This window comes from Methylorubrum sp. SL192, from assembly GCF_026672325.1.
In the GTDB taxonomy this organism is placed as follows: Bacteria; Pseudomonadota; Alphaproteobacteria; order Rhizobiales; family Beijerinckiaceae; genus Methylobacterium; species Methylobacterium extorquens.
Window position 1 is genome coordinate 3,027,793 of the sequence record NZ_JAPPQV010000003.1, and the last position, 19,381, is coordinate 3,047,173.

The following is a 19,381-nucleotide window of genomic DNA, read 5'->3' on the forward strand; positions in this document are numbered from 1 at the left end:
TCGGCGCGACGAGGCGGCAGCCGAGGGTGAGGGGGCGGTTCAGAGGGAGCCACTTCCGGCATCGCCCCCTCACCCTCGCTCCGGCTTCGCCTCCGCCTCCCGCAGGCACGACAGGGTGCCTGCGGGCCTCTCCCCGCGTGCGGGGAGAGGGGGAACCCAATCAGAGATCCTTGCACAGCCGCAGGGCGTCGTAGATCGCCGCGTGGATGTTGCGGCCGGCCACCGCGTCGCCGATGCGGTAGAGCGCGTAGCCCTTCGACAGGTCGTAGGGCTGCGGCTCGCCGCGGATCAGCGCGTCCGGGTCGGTCTGACCCCGGTTGACCGAGGCCTCCTTCAAGCCGTGGTAGAGCGCATCGACCGGCAGCGTGCCGTGATCGACGATGATGCGATCGACGAGGCGCTCCTCCTCGGCGTCGGTCATGGTGTTGCGCAACGCCGCGACGAAGCGGTTGCCCTCCGGATAGATCTCGATCAGCTCCAGGTTCGGGCTCATCACCACGCCGAGCTTGTAGAGTTCGCGCAGGTGGATCGGCTGGTTGGTGGTGCCGACCTCCTCCGCGACCATGCGGTCGTGGGTGGCGATCTCGACGAGACAGCCGCGCTTGGCCAATTGCTCGGCCACCGACGCGGCGTTGTGCTGGCCCATCTCGTCGTAGAGCAGGACCGAGCCGGTGGGCTCGACCGCGCCGGCCAGCACCTCGGCGGTGGTGACCGCGTATTGCTCCGCGCCCTTGGCGTGGCCGCGGAAGGGCGTGCCGCCGGTCGCGACGATCACCACGTCGGGCTTCTCGGCGAGCACCGCCGCCTCGGTCGCCTCGGTGTTGAGGCGCAGATCGACGCCGAGCTTGGTCACCTGCGCCACCAGCCAGCGGGTGATGCCCGACATCGCCTCGCGCCAGCCGGCGCGTGCCGCGATGCCGATCTGGCCGCCGGCAACCGCATTCTTCTCGAACAGCACCACCGCGTGGCCGCGCTCGGCGCAGACGCGGGCCGCCTCCAGCCCGCCGGGGCCGGCGCCGATCACGACGACCCGGCGGCGGACATCCGCCTTGCGGATCTCGTGCGGCATCGTCGCCTCGCGGCCGGTGGCGGCGTTCTGGATGCAGAGCGCGTCGCCGCCGACATAGATCCGGTCGATACAGTAGCCCGCGCCGACGCATTGGCGGATGTCGTCGGCCCGGCCCTCGGAGAGCTTCTTCACGAGATGCGGGTCGGCGATATGGGCGCGCGTCATCGCCACCATGTCGACATGGCCCTCCGCGACCGCGCGGGCGGCGGTGGCGAGATCGGTGACGCGCTGGGCGTGGAACACCGGCACGTCGACCTCGCGCTTGATCGCGCTCGGCAGGAACAGGAACGGCGCCACGGGGAAGGACATGTTCGGCAGCGAGATCGCGTGGGCGATGTGGTCGCGCGCTTGCCCGCCGAGGATGTTGAGGAAGTCCACGAGGCCGCGCTTGGCATATTCGGAGGCGATGGCGACGCAATCGTCCTGGCTGAGGCCGTCGGCGATCATCTCGTCGCCGGACATGCGGATGCCGATGACGTAGTCGTCGCCCGCTTCCGCGCGCATCGCCTCCAGCACCTCGATGCCGAAGCGCATCCGGTTCTCCAGGCTGCCGCCGTATTGGTCGGTGCGCTGGTTGACCGACGGCGACCAGAACTGGTCGATCAGGTGGCCGTGGGCAGCCGAGACCTCGCAGCCGTCGAGCCCGCCCTCGCGGCAGCGGCGCGCGGCCTGAGCGAAGCTCTTCACGATGCGGGCGATGTCCTCCGCCTCCATCTCTTTCGGGATGGTGCGGGAGGCGGGCTCGCGCCGGGGCGAGGGCGAGACGGTGGGGAGCCAGTGCTCGGTGTCCCACTTGGTGCGCCGGCCCATATGGGTGAGCTGAATCATCAGCTTGCCGCCATGCGCGTGCACCCGGTCCGAGAACTGCTGGAAGAATGGGATCACCGAGTCGTCGGCGACCGAGATCTGGTTCCAGGGCGCGGCGGGGCTGTCGACGGCGACCGAGGACGAGCCGCCGAACATGGTGAGCCCGATGCCGCCCTTGGCCTTCTCGGCGTGGTAGAGCTGGTAGCGCTCCTGCGGCTTGCCATCCCGGCCGTAGCCGGGGGCGTGGCTCGTGGACATCACCCGGTTGCGGATGGTGAGGCCCTTGATGGTGAGGGGCTTCAAGAGCGCGTCGGCATTGGCGATCACGGGACGACTCCCGAATGCGATGGGGAAAAGCTTGAGGTCGCGGGCGAGGCCGAGCCCGCCCGTTCAGCGCTCGATGACGAGGTCGCTAGTGGGCTTCGAGCAGCATAAGAGCGCCATGCCGGCATCGATCTCGCGCTGACGGATGCCGCCGGCATGGGTCATGGCGACGGTGCCGGCGGTGAGCTTCGACTTGCAGGTGCCGCACAGGCCCTTGGCGCAGGAGGAGGGCAGGCGGATGCCGGCCTTGCGGGCGGCGTCGAGCACCGTCTCGTTCTCCGGGCATTCGAGCACGCGGCGGGTCTTGGCGAACTCCACCCGGAAGATGCGCACGCCGCCCGCGGGCGCGGCCTCGGCGTCGAGGGCCTTCTCGGCTTCCGCCGCTGCTTCCTGCTCGGCCTCCGGCAGCTCGCCGAAGTCGAAGCTCTCCTGATGGTGCCGGGCCATGTCGAAGCCGGCTTGGCTCAGCATGGCCCGCACCGCGTCCATGTAGGGTTTGGGGCCGCAGACGAAGATTTCCCGGTCGAGGAAGTCGGGCACGGCATCGCGCAAGGTTTCGAGGGAGAGCCGACCCTTCGGACCCGCCCAGGTCTCGTTGGGGGAATCGGTCTCGCAGACCGCATGGAAGCGGAAGGTGGGATCGAGCCGGGCCATCGTCTCCAGTTCACCCCGGAACACGATGTCGGCGGGCGAGCGGGCGGAATGGACGAAGGCGACGTCGCGGGCTTCGCCCAGATCGTGGAAGCTGCGCGCCATCGACATCATCGGCGTGACGCCGCTGCCGCCGGACAGGAGCAGGTATTTCGGGGCCGGGTGGGTGAAGCAGGAGAACTCGCCCATCGGCCCGAGCGCGCGCACGGTGTCGCCGGGCTTGAGATGGTCGTGCAGCCAGTTCGAGACCGGGCCGCCGGGCACGCGCTTGACCGTGAACGAGACCGCGTGCGGCCGGGTCGGGGCCGAGGAGATTGTGTAGCAGCGGTGGATGGTCTCGCCGCCGATCTCGAACGAGAAGGTCAGGAACTGGCCCGGCGCGTAGGCGAAGAGCCGGGGCTCCTTCGGCGCCAGCACGAAGGTCTTCACGTCGTGCGTCTCGTCGCGCACCGCGAGGCAGACCAATGCGTCGTCGGCCTCCGCATCCCAGGGCGCGGAGGCCGCCAGCCGCCGGGCGGCCGGTTCGGAGGAGGCCGGGGCCATGGCTCAGCGTCCCAGATGCGCGGCCATGCGGCCGACATACCAGTTGCAGAACTTCTCCACGAGCATCTCGGTATGCGGCGAGTAGGGGCCGGGCTCGTAGGCCGGGCTCGCCACACCCTGCTGGCAGATGCCGACGAGTTCGCTGTCCTGATCGTTCGTGGCTTCCCAGACGCCGGTGAGGTTGGCGAGATCGTAATCGACGCCCTCGACCGCATCCTTGTGCACGAGCCACTTGGTGCGAAGCAGCGAGCGCTCGGCATCGAGCGGCAGCACCGAGAAGGTGACGATGTGGTCGCCGAGGAAATGGTGCCAGGAATTCGGCTGCGTCCAGACCGAGAGCCCGCCGAGCTTGGCGCTGGTGAGGTTGCCGAGCAGCCGCTTGCAGGCGGCCTTGGTGTCGAGGGTGTGGGACTCGCCCTCACCGTCGAGCGGCAGCCGCTCGGTGCGGAAGCCCGTGATCATGGTGTCGAGCTCGTCGATCTCCTTCGACGGCAGACCTTCCGCCTCCCACTCGCCGTGGCGGGTCTTGAGCAGGCAGCCGTAGCGCTCCGCATTGGCGCGGTCGTGCTCGTCCATCTCCTCGGGCGCGAAGCCGAAGCCGTAGGCGAAGAGCGGCACGGTCAGCTCGGGATGGTTGGCCCCGCAATGGTAGCACTCGCGGTTGTTCTCCATCGTCAGCTTCCAGTTGCCGGGCTCGATGATGTCCTTCTGGAAGGCGACCTTGGTGTCGCGCACGTTGTGCGGCTCGATATAGGGGCCGAGCTTTGCGGCCATCTCGTCGAAATCGGCCGGGGGCTGGTCGGCGAGGCAGATGAACAGCAGGCCCGCGAGCGAGCGGATATGCACGGGCTTGAGGCCGTGGCAGCTCTTCTTGAAGTCCGGACCCATATGCTCGGCATGGATCAGGTTGCCGGTGAGGTCGTAGGTCCAGGAATGGTAGCGGCAGACGAGGTTGCCGACCGTGGACTTCTCGTCATGGACGAGCCGGGCGCCGCGATGGCGGCAGACATTGTGGAAGGCGCGGATCGCGTTGTCGTCGTCGCGCACGATCGCGACCGAGGTCTTGCCGATCTCGACGACCATGACGTCGCCGGCCTCCGGCACGTCGGGCTCGACGCCGACATAGATCCAGTGGCGGCCGAAGATGATCTCCATGTCGGCCTCGAACACCTCGGGGCTGAGGTAGAACGGGGCCGCGAGGGTGTAGCCGGGGCGACGCTCGCGCAGCAGGCGCTGAAGCGGGGTCGGCGTCACATCGAGCATGGGGACCTCCCGAGCCGTATCTGGCTGTCGGGAATTATTGTTCGGCGGGGGCCCCGTCGCTTCCACCTCAGCGACATCCCCTTGGCAAACCGCGACGCGGGGAAGCCGGCGGTTTCAGGTCTCCCTACGCCCGCAGGATCGCCAGCGCCTCGGCGTGCAGGTCCGGCGTCGCCGCCGCGAGCACCCGCCCGTCGGAGGCGAGGGTGAGGTCTTCGCCGGCCCAGTCGGTGATGACCCCGCCCGCCGCGCGGATCACCGGCACCAGGGCCATGTAATCGTAAGGTTGCAGGCCGGTCTCGGCGATCAGGTCGCAATGGCCGGAGGCCAGCAGGCCGTAGGCGTAGCAGTCGCCACCGAAGCGGCGCAGGGCTGTCGCTGCGCTGAGGCGGCGGTAGCGCGCCTCGTCCGCCCCGGCGAAGCCCTCGGGCGAGGTGGTGAAGAAGCGCGCCGCGGACAGGCTCCGGCAGGTGCTGGTGCGGGCGGGCTCGGCCCCGAACCGCGCCTGCCCCGGCACGCCGGTCCAGCGCTCGCCCAAAGCCGGCATGTCGATCAGCCCGACGAGCGGTACGCCGCCGTCGAGGAAGGCGACCAGGGTGCCGAACAGCGGCAGGCCGGTGACGAAGCTCTTGGTGCCGTCGATCGGGTCGATCACCCAGACCGGGCCGCTGCCAGGCGTGGCTCCGGGCTTCACCCCCATCTCCTCGCCGAAGATGCCGTGATCGGGAAACCGCGCCTCGATCAGGCCGCGCAGGCGCACCTCGATGGCGCGGTCGGCCAACGTCACCGGGCTTTCGTCGGCCTTCGTCACGATGTCGAGCGGGGTGCGGAAATAGGCGAGCGCGATCGGGCGCGCGGCCTCGGCCAGTTCGGCGGCAAAGGCGAGGATGGTTTCCGGGGCGAGAGGGTCGGTCGCGGGCAAAGCCAGATCCATCGCTCAGAGCGCCTTCAGGAAGAGCGGCCAGCGCGGGTCGTTCATGATCGAGCGGGCGCGCATGTGCTTCCAGATCCCGTATTTGTAGAAATCGAAGTCGAGGGTGGAGATCCGGTTCTGCACCATCGCCCAGGTCGACCATTTCACGTCGGCCAGCGCCTTGTGCACCATCAGGCGCGCGAACAACGCTTCGTCGTAGCGGCCGAAATATTGTTCGATTAGTTCGCGATCGACGCTTTCGGGAAAGAACATCTCCCCGCTCCAGATCGCGATGTCGTAGAGCCGGTCGTTGTTGGAGGCGTACTCGAAGTCGATCAGCAGGATCGAGCCGTCCTCGCCGAGGAGGAAGTTGCCCGGCATCGGATCGTTGAAGCAGGGCACGAGGTCGAGGCCCGAGGCTTCGAGCGCCGCCCGCGCCAGCCGGGTCTGGCGGGTGAGCCAGGCCTGATCGGGCGGCAGGAGCGCGCCGAGTTCGGCGGCCTGCCGGTCGTGCTCGTCGATCATGTCGAACACGGTCTTGGTCAGCGGCAGGAGCGGGGCCGCGTGGAAGCGGCGATAGACGCGCATCGCCTCCGCCCGCAGGGCCGGGTCGGCGAAGTCGCGGTTGGTCGAGGGCCGGCGCCCGTCCACGAACTCGGCGATCTCGATGCCGTGGGCGTCGAGATCGTCGAAGGTGCGGGGGCCGAGCCCGATCACCTCCGCCTGCCGGCTGGCGGCGCGGGCGGCGGCGCGGTCGATGAACATCTCGGTGCCGCGGCCCGGCATCTTGACGAAGTAGGGATGCGGCTCGCCCTCGATCTCGACGCGCCAGTTGACGTTGCTGATCCCGCCGAGCACCGGGCGGTAGCGCGTCGGGCGCCCCTGCCAGCGCGGGACGGTGCGCAGGGCCGCCTCGAAAGCGTGCTCGGCCTCGGTGGCGGCATGGCCCAGAGCGATCATGGTCGTCTCCTCACAGCTCGTTCGGTCGGCGCGCCGAAACCGCAGGTCTTTGCGCGCGCAATCAGGCCCTTGCTCCGAACTTCGTCCTGAGGCGCCGAAGCAAAGCGGAGGCCTCGAAGGGGGCTCTGGGGTTCGCGCGGGAACGGGAGCCCCCTTCGAGGCCGCTTCGCGGCCCCTCAGGATGCGGGGGAAGCAACGGGATGATCGTCGTCGAGCGGGCCATCACAGTGCCCTCAGGGTTTCCTCGAAGCCCGGTCGGCCGACGAGCATTCGGCAGCGCAGGAAGCGCCACGCGGCGTATTTGCGAAATTCGAGCCCGCGGCGCGGCGAGAGCCGGTCCATGGCGAGCGCGCGCAAGGCCCAGTGCAGGTCGTCGGCGGCGGCATAGGCGCGGGCGCGGTTGAACACGTCCGGACGGAAGCGCCCCTCCGCCATCTCGATGCCGGCCTTCATCGGCGCCTCGAAGGCGCAGGCCTCGTTGAGGAAGGCGCCGAGCTGGTAATGGGGGTCGGTGTCGCAGGCCATGTCGAAATCGACGAGTTGCAGGGCGCCGCCGGGACCGAACAGCAGGTTGGAGGCGTGCGGGTCGGCATGGGCCGGGCGGATGTCCGTGCCGACGGCGGTCAGCGCCGCCTCGATCGCCTCGGCCCAGTCGAACAGGAACCACGCATCGGGCGGCAGGGCATCGGCCTCCGGCCCCAGCAGCGCGCGAAGGGTACGGATCGCGTCGAACACGTTCCAGGGCCGGCCGAGGGGGTCGCCCGCGCCGATCCGGCGGAAGGCCTCGATCACCGTGGCCATGCTGTCCGGCTGCTGAAGCCTGTCGAGGGCAGCCGGGCGCCAATCCGGGCCGAGACACCGGAACAGGATCGCACCCTGATCCGCCGCGAAATGCAGCGGTTCCGGTGCGAGGCCCAGCGCAGCGACCGTCTGCGCGCCGCGGAAGGCGGCGGCGGGATCGAGCAGCGCGGCGGCGCAGGGCTCGGAGACCTTGAGGAACAGGCTCGGTTCGGCGCCCTCGGTCTCGGCCACGTGGAACGTCGTGGATTCGACCCCGTGATAGGAGGGCGAGGCGAGGCCGGGCACCGCCACGGCGTAATGCGGCGCCTTGCCCCGAAGGTCGGGGCGCGCGGAGAAAGCCTGCGCCAGGGCGGCCTCGGCCAGCCGCTCGGGCGCGTCCTCGGGGGTGCCCAGCGCCTTCACCGGTCCCCTCCCGCGGTCTCGAGGGCGGCCATGCCCTCGGTGGCGAGGATCATCAGCATGTCGGCCAGCACCTGGGTACCGAAGGCCTGATCCGCCGGGCTCGTGAACTCGGTCGGGTGGTGCATCACGCCGCCGCGGCAAGGCACGGCCAGCACCACCGAGGGGCAGACAGCGGAGAGGCTGACGGCGTCGTGGCCGCCGATCGTATCGAGGTGGCGGGTCGTCGTGCCGTTGGCGGCGCCCGCGCGCTCGGCGAGCCGCACGAGGCCCGGCGCCATCGGGCCGGCGGCGCGCCGGTCGATGGCGCGCACCTCGTGACCCACCTCCGCGCGCGCGGCGGCCAGATCGATGGCCGCCTTCAGCCGGAGTTCGGCCTCCTCCAGGATCGCGGGCGAGCCGGAGCGCAGCTCGATGAACAGAACCGCTTCGCTCGGCACGGTGTTGGGCGAGTTCGGCCGCACTTCGAGCCGGCCGACGGAGGTGTGCAGGTCGAGGCCGTAATCGGCCGTCATCGCCTTGAGGTCGGCGATCAGGTAGGCGGCGCCGAGAAGCGCGTCGCGCCGCTCGGCCATCGGCGTCGGGCCGGTATGGGCTTGGCGCCCGAGGAAGGCGAGGCGGTACTTGGTGGCGCCCCAGTAGCGGGTGAAGGCGCCGAAGCGCAGGCCCTCGCGCTCGAGGATCGGCCCGCCCTCGATATGCAGCTCGATGAAGGCGTCCGGCACCGCCACGGCGTCGCTCCCGACATAGCCGATCCGCGACAGGGCCTCGCCGACGGTGACGCCGTCGCCGTCGCTGCGGGCCAGCGCCCAGTCGAGACCGGCGGCACCGGTGAAGACGCTGCTGCCGAGCAGGCTCGGCTGGAAGCGGGCGCCCTCCTCGTTGGTCCAGTTGGCGACCGTGAAGTTGCAGGCCGACGTCCTGCCCGCCGCTTCGAGCGCCGCGCGCACGGACAGGATGGCTTCGCAGGCGGCGAGCACGCCGAGCGTGCCGTCGAAGCGCCCACCATTGGGCTGGCTGTCGAGATGCGAGCCGACCATCACCGTGGGCGCGCCGGGGCCGGCCAGTTCCAGACAGCCGAACTGATTGCCGATCGCATCGACCCGCGGGGTGAAGCCGTGCGCGGAAAACCACGCGGCGAGCCAGTCGCGCGCCTGCCCGTCCTCCGGCGAAAGGGTCAGGCGGGTCAGGGCGCCGTCCGGCCCGGCGCCGAAGGCCGAGACCGCCTCCATCATCGCCTGGAGGCGGGCGGGGTCGATCCGCACGGGGGCGAAGGCCATCATGTCGGGCATAGATGTCATCGATGTCTCGGGAAGGGGCGGCATCAGGCAGCGCCCGCCAGCAGGGCGGCGCCGGCGCCCGGCACGCGGTGGCAGGCGGCGAAGTCGTGCGCGCCACGCACGGTGAGGAACGGGGGATGCGTGGCGCAGGCGTCGAAGGCCTGCGGGCAGCGCGAGCGGAAGGCGCAGCCCTGCGGCAGGTCGATCGGGCTCGGAGGCTCGCCCTCCATCAGGCAATCCTCCGGCCGGTAGCGCCGCGCCTCCAGGGCCGGCATCGCCGAGAGCAGGGCGCGGGTGTAGGGGTGGCCGGGATCGAAGAACAGGCGCTCGTTGTCGGCGAGTTCGACGACCTCGCCGAGATACATCACCGCGATGCGGTTGCAGGCTTTGCGCACCATCGCGAGGTCGTGGCTGATGTAGATGTAGGTCAGCCCGTGCGTGCGCTGGAGTTTCTCGAACAGCGCCAGCAGCTTGAACTGCTCGGTCTGGTCGAGGGCCGAGAGCGTCTCGTCCATGAGCAGGATCTGAGGCTCGAGCACCATGGCGCGGGCGACGTTGATGCGCTGGCGCTGCCCGGCCGAGAGCCCGAGCGGCAGGTCGTCGTAGAGCGCGACGGGGAGGCCCACATCGTCCATCACCGCGCGCACCCGCTCGCGGATCTTTCTCGGGTCGCGCCAGCCATGGGTGCGCAGGGGTGCTTCCAGCATGGCGCCGATGCCGGTGCGCGGCGGCAGCGAGTTGAACGGGTCCTGCAGCACCAGTTGCAGCTTGCGGCGAAAGCCGAGGAGTTCGGCCCCCGACAAACCGGCGATGTCACGGCCCTCGCACAGCACGCTGCCGCCGCTCGGGCGCTCCAGGCGGCTCAGAAGCCGCATCAGGGTGGACTTGCCGCAGCCGGATTCGCCGACGACGGCGAAGCTGTCGCCCTGGGCGATGTCGAAGGTGACGTTGCGGACCGCCCGCAGCGCGCTCGTGCCGGCAAAGCTCCCGCGCTGCTTCACCCGGTAGGTCTGCGACACGTCCCGCAGGCTGATGATCGGCTGGGGCGGCCGCGCGCCGGGGGCCTTCGGCATCGCGGGCAGGCGCGGGCGCTCGCCCCAGATCACCGGGATCTGCGCGACGAGATCGCGGGTATAGGCGTGGCGCGGGGCCGCGATCAGCGCCTCGGTCGGCTGCTCCTCGACCAGACGCCCGGCATCGATCACCAGGGTGCGGCTCGCCGCCTCGCGGGCCACGGGCAGCGAGGAGGAGACGAACAGGATCGCGGTCTCGAACCGCTCGGTGAGTTCGCGCATCAGGCGGATCACCTGGGCGGCGACCGTCACGTCGAGGGGCTGGGTCACGTTGTCGGCGACCAGCAGGGCCGGGTTCGAGACCATGGCATCGACGATGAGCGCGCGCTGCATCATCCCGCCGGAGAACTGCGAGGGGTAATCGTGGAAGCGCGCGGGAGCCGAGGGAATGCGCACGGCATCGAGCAGGGCGATCACGCGCGCCTGCGCCTCTTTCCGGCTCACTTCGGACATGACGGCGCGCAGCTTCTCGACGATCTGGCGCCCGACCGGCAGGGTCGGGTCAAGGGCGCCCATCGGGTCGGCGCCGACATAGGCGATGTCGCGGCGCAAGAGCCGCATCGTCCGCGGCGGCAGCGCCAGCAGATCCTGCCCACGGAAGGACACGGTGCCGGAGCGGATGGCGAGCGGGGCGGTGATCCAGTTGACCACGGCGCGCGACAGCACGGTCTTGCCGGCGCCCGAGGCGCCGACGACGCCGACGATCTCCCGCGGGGCGACGTCGAAGCTGATGCTGTCGAGAATGGTTCGCTCACGCCCGGGGAGGGTGAGGGCGACGGAAAGGTCGCGGACGGAGAGCACCGGGTCCATCAGGCGCCCCCGTGGATCGAGTTGCGGGCACGCTCGAAGGCGGCGCCGATCAGATTGATGCCGGTGAGCGTGAGGCACAGGAACACGCCGGGCATGGTGGCGATCCACCACGCGTTGAGCAGGTATTTGCGCCCGTCGGCGATGATGCTGCCGAAGGTCGGCGTCGGGGGCTGCACGCCGAGGCCGAGGAAGCCGAGCGTCGATTCGAAGATCATCATCCGCGCGACATCGAGCACCGAGGTGAAGAGCAGCGGCGGCACCAGCAGCGGCACCAGCAGCGTGAGGATGATGCGCGGATGCGTGGCGCCCGAGACCTGCGCCGCGCGCACGTATTCGCGTCCGCGCTCGGCCATCACCACCGACCGCATCACGCGGGCATAGACCGGCCAGTTCGAGAGGCCGAGCACGAGGATGATCGCGGGAATCGTCGGGCGGTCGGCGCCGAGCACGGCGATCGCCAGGATGATCATCGGGATCGAGAGCTGCGCGTCGGTGATCCGCATGATCACCGTGTCGGTGCGCCCGCCGAAATAGCCGGCGACGGTGCCGAGCGCGCAGCCGATGATGACGGTCACGGCGACCGAGGCCACGCCGATCAGCAGCGAGTAGCGCAGGCCCACGAGGCAGCGCACCAGCATGTCGCGGCCGATCTGGTCGGTGCCGAGGGGGTGCACCCAGCTCCACTTGTCGCCGAGGAACAGCGGCGGCAGCAGGCGCGCCCGGATGTCCCGCATCGCCGGGTCGATGCCGCTGAGTTCCGGGTAGAGCGCGGCCGCCAACACGAGGAGAGCGAGCACGACGAAGCCGACGCGAAAACCCCCGGAGCGGGCGGCGCGCCCGAGGATGCGCCGACCGATCGAGCGCGACGCCGTGACATCGACGCGGGGCGGAGCCAGCGCCAGGGAAGAGTCCACGGCATCCATCAGTATTCGAGCCTCGGATCGATGGTGGTCGCCGCGAGATCGACGAGGATGTTGATAAGGACGAAGATCGCGCTGGTGACGATCGCGATGCCCTGGATCAGCGGAAAGTCGCGCTGGAGCACGGCGTTGATCGTCAACAGCCCGAGGCCGGGATAGTCGAAGATGTATTCGACGATGATCACGCCCCCGAGCAGCGAGGAGAACTGCACGCCGAGCAGGTTGAGGAGCGGCACCGAGGCGTTGCGCAGGGCATGCGCGGCGACGATGCGCGGGCGCGACAGGCCGCGGACATGGCCGACGGCGACGTAAGACTCGCCCATCTGCGCTGCCACCGCGCTCGACAGGGTCCGGATCAGCACCGGCGACAGCTCGACGGCGAGCACCAGGGCCGGCAGCACCGTATAGGAGAAGCCGCCATAGCCGATCGCCGGCAGCCAGCCGAGCTTCACCGACAGGAGCAGGGCGAGCACGATGCCGAGCCAGAAATTCGGGATCGAGATGAAGACCGAGGAGACCGCGAAGGCGAGCCGGTCGAAGAACCCGCCGGGGCGCAGGCCGGCCGCGATCCCGAGCAGGGCCGAGAAGACCAGGGCGATGGCGAGCGCCAGGGCGGCGAGTTGCAGGGTCATCGGCAGGGCGTCGAGGATGAGATCGCCGACCCCGGCCCGCTCGCCGCGGGTCATATCGTCGAAATTCGCGCCCCCCGTCGCCGCGCCGTTGGCCGGCCGCATGAAGCTGCGGCCGAGATCACCCTGGACCACCCCTGCCGCGTAGCGGCCGAACTGCACGATGATCGGATCGCGCAGGCCCATGGTGGTGGCGATCTGCTCCACCAGGGAGTCGGGCGCCATCCCGCCCACCATCTGGCGCACGGGGTTGCCCGACATCACCCGCAGCAGGGTGAAGATCAGCAGCGAGACGAGGAAGATGATGACCGCACCCTGCGCGAGGCGCCGGGCGAGGAAACTGAGAACGAACATCGGGGCATCGGGTCCGGTGACGGAATCGGCGGGGCGGGGCCCGGCCGCCCGCGGAGGCGGGCCGGGTCACGCGCCGGGCGCGGACAGTTCAGTCAGGCGGTTTTGGAGGCGTCGATCGACCCGTCCGGATAGATGTAGAGGCCCTTCAGCTCCTGCTGCATCGCGTGGATCATCACCGAGGTGAACAGCGACAGCGCCGGCATCTTGGCGGCCAGCAGCGGCATCGTCTCGTTCTGGAGGATGGCCTTGCGCTCCTCCAGCGTCGGCGCCGCGCGCTCCTTGTCGAGGCTCGCGTCAATCTCCGCATCCTCGATGCCGGTGATGCGGTGCGAGGAGGAGTGGAAGTGGGTGCGCAGCACCAGATCCGGCTCGGGCGAGGCGGTGGACCAGCCGCAATCGACCATGTGGCCGGGTCCGCCGCCGGGGCGATGGTAGAGCCGCTCGTTCCAGGCCGCCGGCTCCAGCACCGTGAGGCTCACCGGAAAGCCCTGCTCGTTGAGCATCGCGGTGATGACCTCGCCGTACTCCTTGGTCTTCGGGTAGAACCCGACCGAGGTGATGTATTCGAGCGGCGGCAGCCCCTTGCCCTTGGGGAAGCCCGCCTCGGCCAGCAGCGCCTGGGCCTTGGCGGGGTCGTAGGCCGGGTAGTTCTTGAGGTCGACGTAGCCGAACTTCACCGGCGAAATGAAGTTGGCCGAGGCGTGGCCTGCCGCGCCGAGGATCTCCAGGAGCATCGCCCGGTCGATCGAGTGGCAGGCGGCCATGCGCACCCGCACGTCGTTGAAGGGCGGCTTGGAGCAGCGGAACCAGAGATACTTGTTCTCGACCGAGACGACCTCGTTGATCGCGATCTTCGGGTTGTTCTTGACCGTCTCGACCTGCTCGGGCTCGAGCCGCTCGACGATCGAGGCCTGGCCGTTCATCAGCGACAGCATCCGCGTGGTCGAATCGCCGGTGAAGGTGAAGTTGATGCCGGGAATGCCGGGCTTGCCGCGGAAATAGCCGTCATGGGCCTTGAGCACGGTGTCGTTGCCGCGCTGCTCGACGAAGCGGAACGGGCCGGTGCCGTTCAGGCGCCGGGTGAGGGCGCCGCCCGGGCCCTCGGCCACGTCCTTGGCCGAGAGGATCGGGAGGAACGAGGCGAGGAAGATGAAGAGGTGGGCGGGGTAGCCGCCCTTCGAGGTGTCGACGATCACCGTCTCGTCGTCGGGCGTGGTGATCGTCAGCGTCTCGGTCGGGCCGGGATACCACTGCGCCGGCCGGTCCTTGCCCGCGCCGTACTCGAAGGTCGCCTTGACGTCCTCGGGCCCGAACGGCTTGCCGTCGTGAAACTGCACGCCCTTGCGCAGCTTGATCTGCAGGCGGTGCGGATCGAGCAACCGGATGTCGGTGGCGAGCTCGTAGACCACCTTGCCGGGGTCATCGAGGGTCATCGGCGTGCGGGTCAGGAAGCCCATCACGAAGCCCTCGATGTTCTTCTGCGAGAGCGTGGTGTGGGCGGTGGGATCCCAGTTGCCGGTGATGTTCTCGGCCGAGAGGAAGACCAGCGGCTTGCCCGATTGGGCGAAGGCCGAGGAGACCAGGAAGTCGGGATTGATCTGGGCAAAACCCACAGCGGCGGCGCTCGCCTGAAGAAACCGTCTGCGGTCCATTGTACCGGCCATTCTGAGGCTCCCGAGTTCCCACGCATCCATCAAAGTGGTCAAAAACCACATTGCAGGACCCGTGCCAGAAGCCACAAATCACACAGACCGGTCAGCTTGGCGGTGATCGCCGCCGGAAGGCCGGAGCGCTGAGGGGGCGAGCGGCCGTTCACCGCGAAGGCCTGCTCGTTTCGGCGGCAGATCGCGGGCGGATCGAGCGCGCACATGCGAAAAGCCCGCCGAGCGTCCCGCGTGTGGGGGCGATCGACGGGCCAGGCGTGCGCGACCAAGCGGCCCGTCCTTACCCCTTCGCGATGTCGGGGCAGGGCGGAGCTGGAAGCGACGCGTCGGTCTCTCAGAAGTCGACGGAGGCGGAGACGATGAAGGTGCGCGGCGCGCCGACGGCGAGGAAGCCGCGGGCGGCGGAGGCCCAATACGAATCGTCGAGCAGGTTCTGGACGAGGGCGCGGAACACGACGGGCTTTCCGTTCACGCCCTCTGTCGTGTAGCGCAGGCCGGCATCGAAGCGCGTCCAGTCCGGAACCGACTGGGTGTTGGCCTGATCGTAGAACATGCTGCTGGTGTAGATCGCCCGTCCGGTCAGGGTCAGGCCCGGCGCCAGCCACGGCGGCAGGTCGTACTCGGCGTAGAGGTTGAAGGCCGTGTCGGGCACGCCGGGAGCCGCCTTCCCGTTGGCCTGGGCATTCGTCGCCCGAACCAGTTCCGCGTCGATGAAGGTGACGCCGCCGAGCAGCCGCAGGCCTGGGACGAGCTCGCCGAACACGTTGAGTTCGACGCCGCGGTTCCGCTGACGGGCGCTGACCGAGTAGATGTTGGTCGCGGGATCGGTGAAGGCGCTCGGCAGCTCGATCTCGAACAGAGCGGCCGTGGCGGCAATGGTGCCGAAATCGTACTTGACGCCGATCTCCTTCTGCCGCCCCACTGCGGGCGGGAAGATCTCGTTGGCATTCCTCGCCGTCGAGGGCGGGCCGGCCACCGGGTCGAGCGACTCGATGTAGTTGCCGTAGAAGGACAGGTTCTCGAACGGGCTCAGCACGAAGGTGATGGCGGGGCTGAAGCGGCCCTCCTGATAGTTCGAGGTCACCTGCCCCTGCGTCGGCCCCGGACGGGTGGCGAAGCCCTGCTGGTCGATCTCCTGATAGCGACCACCGAGCGTCAGCAGGAAGCGGTCGTCGCCGAAGAACGACAGGGTGTCGGCCACCGCCACGCTGCGCGCGGAGAGCTGGGCGAAGAGCGGCTGCGCGGCGGAGCGGGGAAGCCCGATCGTCGGAATCGATCCGGTCGGCAGGTAGACCGGATTGTAGATGTTGATCGTGTAGGGGGTGAAGACGGGTGGGACGAAGCCGCTGCGGAAGTTCTTGTTGTTCGCCTCGACGGCCGCGATGTTCACCTGATGATTGAGGAAGCCGGTGCTGAAGCGGGTGCGCAGGCCCACCTCGCCGGTGAGCCCCTGAATTTCCTGCGGCTGGATCGCGAGTAGGTTGGTCGCCTGCCCGGTCACGCTCGTCACGCGGTAGTTCGAGGTGAGGAAGTCTTCGTTGTAGCGGCTGGCGCCGCCAGCGATGTAGACCGTCGTGTCAGGCAGGACGTCGTACTCGGCCCGGCCGGCGATCATGCCGTAGCGGCTGTCGTTGTACTCGAACGGATTCGCGGTGTTGGTCCGGTTGTTCGGGGCACGGGGAATCTGAATACCGGGCGCGACCGCGTTGAACAGCGAGGTCGGCGCCGTGACGTTCTGGGTCGAGTGGGTCATGTCGAGCGAGGCGCGGAACCGGTCACCGCGGTAGTCGAGGCCCAGCGCCGCCACGCCCACCTCGATCGCGTTGTTGTCGAGCGGCGTGGCACCGGTGCGGTAGGCGCCGTTGAAGCGCACGCCCCATTCCTTGAACTCGCCGAAGCGGCGGCCGAGGTCGGCATGGGTCCAGATCTGCGCGTCGCTGATATAGGTCGTGGTGAGGCGCGCGAACGGCTCGTCGTAGGCGCGCTTGGGGATCAGGTTGATCGTGCCGCCGACGCGGCCGGTGCCGCCGCTCAGAAGCGCCGTCGGCCCCAGCAGCACTTCGACGCGCTCAAGGCCCTCCGTGAAGGTGCGGCGCGGGTTGGCGAGGTAGAACAGCCCGTCGAAGGCGGTGTCGAGATTGGTGACCGAGAAGCCGCGGATGAAGTAGGAATCGCGCTCGCTATAGGGCGGGGCGTCGTTGCGCACCGACGAATTGTTCAGCACGACATCGGCGAGCGACACCGCCTGCTGGTCCGCGATCAGCTTCTCCGTGTAGCCCGTGATACTGAAGGGCGTCTTCAGGACGGAGCGGTTGCCGAGCAAGCCGACACGGGCGCCCGAGCCGACCTGACCGCCGGCATAGGGCACGGGCGGCTGCCCGACCGTCCCGGTGGGCGGCGGCAGGCCGGCGGCCGTGGCACGGCCCCGGGCCTGAGCCTGCCCCTCGACGTGCAGTTCATCGAGGGTCACCGCGCCGGCCGGCGCCGCGCCGAGCTGGACGTAGCGCGGGTTGACCAGGGTGATGGTCGAGGCGCCGGCCGGACGATAGGTGAGGCCGGTGCCGTCCAAGAGCTTGGTCAGGGCGTCGAGCGGGGCGAATTCGCCCGCGAGCCCCGGTGTCTCGAGCCGCGCCGTCAGTTCGGTCGGGTAGACCAGCTTGACCCCGGCCTGCTCGGTGAAGGCGACGAGGCCGGCTTCCAGCGAACCCTTCGGGATGGCGAGCCGGACGGGAGCGCCCCCCACCGGCGCTTCTGCCAGGATCGTGGGGCCGCGGGGCCGCTTCGCCTCGCCGGCTTGCGCGGCCGCCTGAGACATCACCGCGACCGACACGCCGGCCAGCGCGATCCCCGCCATCCGGCCCTGTGAAAACCTGCGCGCGCGCGACGCCATACCAAAGCCCCATCGATCCGTCGGGAGGGGCGGCACGCTCTGCGTCCTCCGCGCCCTCGACGTTTAAGATCAACGGGGGCGCCATCTCCTGACGTGAGCAGGGCGATTTTTTTCACGCACCCTCATCGCCCCGCTCACAGGGGCGATCCGACCAGCACCAGCAGGGGCGAGAGCCGCCGGATGCGCGTGCCCATGGTCGCAGCGATCACGTCGAGGGCGTCGTCGGTGTTGCGGGCATCGAACGCGCCGGTCACGCGCCGCTCGCCGAGCCCACGGTCGAGCAACACGATGCGCCCGCGGCGGTAGCGGTTCAGTTCCGCCAGGACCGCCGCCAGCGGCTTTCCGGAATAGATCAGCCGGCCGTCGCGCCAGGCCGTGGCGCGCTCCACATCCGCCGCCGCCACGTGCAGGGCGTCGCCACCGATCCGGACTTCCTCCCCGGCCGAGACGACGACGCGCCCGCTCTCGGCCGACACGTCGACACGCCCCTCCGCGACGCCCACGGGACGGTCCGCCCCGTCCGCGCGCAGGAAGAAGCGGGTTCCGACCGCACGCACGCTCAGGCCGCCGCCGCGCACGACGAAGGGCCGGCTCCGATCGGGCACGACATCGAAGCTGGCCTCGCCGCGCAGAAGCGCGATCCCGCGCTCCCCCTCGGTGAACCGCACCGCGATCGCCGTGTCCGTGTTGAGGTCGACGCGGCTGCCGTCGGGCAGCGTCGCGTGCTCGATGGCGCCGACGCCGCTCCACAGATCCGCGCGCAGCCGGTCGAGGAGACCGGTCTCGTAGGCCAGGGCGCCCGCGATCAGGGCGACGGCGGCAAGGCCGGCGAGCGATTTCGGTGTCTTGTTCGATGTCTTGTCCGACGTCTTGCGCGGGCGGGGATCGGGCAGATGCCCGAGCCGGCGCCACAGCGCATCCATCTCGGCATAGACCGCCGCGTGGACGGGATCGGCCTTGCGCCAGGTCTCGAAGGCCGTGTGGTCGGCTTCCGTGGCGTCGGAAGAGGAGAGCCGTGCGACCCAGGCCGCGGCCTCGCGCTCGACCGGATCCTCATCGCCGTCGGCCTCGTCGGCCTCCGTCCCGTCGCTGCCGGCCACGCCAATCCCCCTGGGGCCCACCGCGGCCCGAAATGGCGCAGCGCGGGTGTCCTATCCCCTTAGATCAACGAGGTCGCCGCCTCCTGATGCGACTCGTTCAAAAAAGATCGAGGCGGCTGCGCCGGCAATGCAGCAGGGCCTTGATGATGTGCTTCTCGACCATGTTGCGCGAGATGCCGAGGCGCTGCGCGATCTCGCCGTTCGCGAGGCCGTCGAGGCGGCTGAGCAGGAACACTTCGCGGCAGCGGGGCGGCAAGGCGTCGATCGCCGCGGCGAGGCGCTTCAGCTCCTGGCGGGCGATCGTCTGCCGCTCCGGGAGGGCGTAGCCGTCGGCGATCTCGGCGAGTTCCGCTTCGCATTTTGCCGCGAACAGAATCCGCTCCAGCCGGCCGCGGTTGCGCATCCGCAGGGCGACGTTGGTGGCGATGCGGAACAGCAGGGCCGAGGGGTGCTCGATGCTCGTGCGCGAGAGCGCGGCGACCATGCGCAAGTAGGTTTCCTGACTCGCATCCGCGGCGTCGGCCGGGTTGTCGAGCAGGCGCTGGAGGAAACGCCGGAGCTTCAGCCCCTCGTGACGGTAGAGGGCATCGATCGACACCCCCGCCGCCCCTCCCGCCATGAGGTCGGTCCCGTCGCCCACAGATGATCCCACGCTGATCGATGACTGAGGACCGACCAGAAGGAGACGCGCGGATTATGCAAGCCCCACAATAGCTTGTATCATTTCCAGTCTAGCGGACGATGCTGTCGCAAGACGTTGCACAGACAGTCGAAATACCCGCCCCAGAAACAAGACGAGAATTATAACAGCTAAATACTACAAGTCATTTCATGGCCTCGTTGCGGATCAGCAACGGATTTTTCCCATTACGGCGCAATGCGCGCTTCACAGGTCGCGATCATCCGGCGGCGCCGGGATCGAAGCCGGCTCGGA

At 69.4% G+C, this 19,381-nt stretch carries 15 protein-coding genes; all 15 read right to left on the reverse strand.

Annotated elements, in window-relative coordinates; genetic code table 11:
* Positions 1 to 160: 160 nt before the first annotated feature.
* Positions 161 to 2,203 (reverse strand): NADH:flavin oxidoreductase, encoded by a 2,043-nt coding sequence (locus OVA30_RS15060; protein WP_268175938.1) that lies wholly within the window; start codon positions 2,201 to 2,203, stop codon positions 161 to 163.
* A gap of 63 nt (positions 2,204 to 2,266) precedes the next feature.
* Positions 2,267 to 3,394, reverse strand: a complete 1,128-nt coding sequence (locus OVA30_RS15065) for a hybrid-cluster NAD(P)-dependent oxidoreductase (protein ID WP_268175939.1) — start codon at positions 3,392 to 3,394, stop codon at positions 2,267 to 2,269.
* A gap of 3 nt (positions 3,395 to 3,397) precedes the next feature.
* The gene (locus OVA30_RS15070) at positions 3,398 to 4,657 is read right to left on the reverse strand and encodes an aromatic ring-hydroxylating oxygenase subunit alpha (RefSeq protein WP_003605821.1); all 1,260 of its coding nucleotides are present in this window, start codon (positions 4,655 to 4,657) and stop codon (positions 3,398 to 3,400) included.
* Between the two features lie 124 nt (positions 4,658 to 4,781).
* Positions 4,782 to 5,588, reverse strand: coding sequence for an inositol monophosphatase family protein (locus OVA30_RS15075; protein ID WP_268175940.1), 807 nt, complete (start codon positions 5,586 to 5,588; stop codon positions 4,782 to 4,784).
* Positions 5,589 to 5,591: 3 nt separating this feature from the next.
* Positions 5,592 to 6,527, reverse strand: a complete 936-nt coding sequence (locus OVA30_RS15080) for a phosphotransferase (protein ID WP_015952000.1) — start codon at positions 6,525 to 6,527, stop codon at positions 5,592 to 5,594.
* A 222-nt stretch (positions 6,528 to 6,749) separates the two neighbouring features.
* The gene (locus tag OVA30_RS15085; RefSeq protein ID WP_268175941.1) at positions 6,750 to 7,730 is read right to left on the reverse strand and encodes a phosphotransferase; all 981 of its coding nucleotides are present in this window, start codon (positions 7,728 to 7,730) and stop codon (positions 6,750 to 6,752) included.
* Complete coding sequence (locus OVA30_RS15090; RefSeq protein ID WP_268177501.1) at positions 7,727 to 9,019, reverse strand: Zn-dependent hydrolase; 1,293 nt, start codon at positions 9,017 to 9,019, stop codon at positions 7,727 to 7,729. The genes OVA30_RS15085 and OVA30_RS15090 overlap by 4 nt, the downstream gene beginning before the upstream one ends.
* 32 nt (positions 9,020 to 9,051) lie before the next feature.
* Entirely contained in the window at positions 9,052 to 10,890 is a 1,839-nt protein-coding gene (locus OVA30_RS15095) for an ABC transporter ATP-binding protein (RefSeq protein WP_268175942.1), read from the reverse strand.
* Entirely contained in the window at positions 10,890 to 11,813 is a 924-nt protein-coding gene (locus OVA30_RS15100) for an ABC transporter permease (RefSeq protein WP_253387843.1), read from the reverse strand. Before OVA30_RS15100 ends, OVA30_RS15095 begins: the two co-directional genes overlap by 1 nt.
* Positions 11,813 to 12,793, reverse strand: a complete 981-nt coding sequence (locus OVA30_RS15105; RefSeq protein ID WP_003602451.1) for an ABC transporter permease — start codon at positions 12,791 to 12,793, stop codon at positions 11,813 to 11,815. The genes OVA30_RS15100 and OVA30_RS15105 overlap by 1 nt, the downstream gene beginning before the upstream one ends.
* A gap of 92 nt (positions 12,794 to 12,885) precedes the next feature.
* Entirely contained in the window at positions 12,886 to 14,457 is a 1,572-nt protein-coding gene (locus OVA30_RS15110) for an ABC transporter substrate-binding protein (RefSeq protein WP_268175943.1), read from the reverse strand.
* 38 nt (positions 14,458 to 14,495) lie between these two features.
* Positions 14,496 to 14,663 (reverse strand): hypothetical protein, encoded by a 168-nt coding sequence (locus OVA30_RS15115; RefSeq protein ID WP_268175944.1) that lies wholly within the window; start codon positions 14,661 to 14,663, stop codon positions 14,496 to 14,498.
* 128 nt (positions 14,664 to 14,791) lie between these two features.
* Positions 14,792 to 17,311: a TonB-dependent receptor gene (locus tag OVA30_RS15120; protein ID WP_268177502.1), complete on the reverse strand. Its 2,520-nt coding sequence runs from the start codon at positions 17,309 to 17,311 to the stop codon at positions 14,792 to 14,794.
* A 170-nt stretch (positions 17,312 to 17,481) separates the two neighbouring features.
* Positions 17,482 to 18,447, reverse strand: coding sequence for a FecR family protein (locus OVA30_RS15125; RefSeq protein WP_268175945.1), 966 nt, complete (start codon positions 18,445 to 18,447; stop codon positions 17,482 to 17,484).
* 97 nt (positions 18,448 to 18,544) lie between these two features.
* A complete protein-coding gene (locus OVA30_RS15130) occupies positions 18,545 to 19,066 on the reverse strand; it encodes an RNA polymerase sigma factor (protein ID WP_015823952.1) in 522 nt (173 codons plus the stop codon).
* Between the last annotated feature and the right edge of the window lie 315 nt (positions 19,067 to 19,381).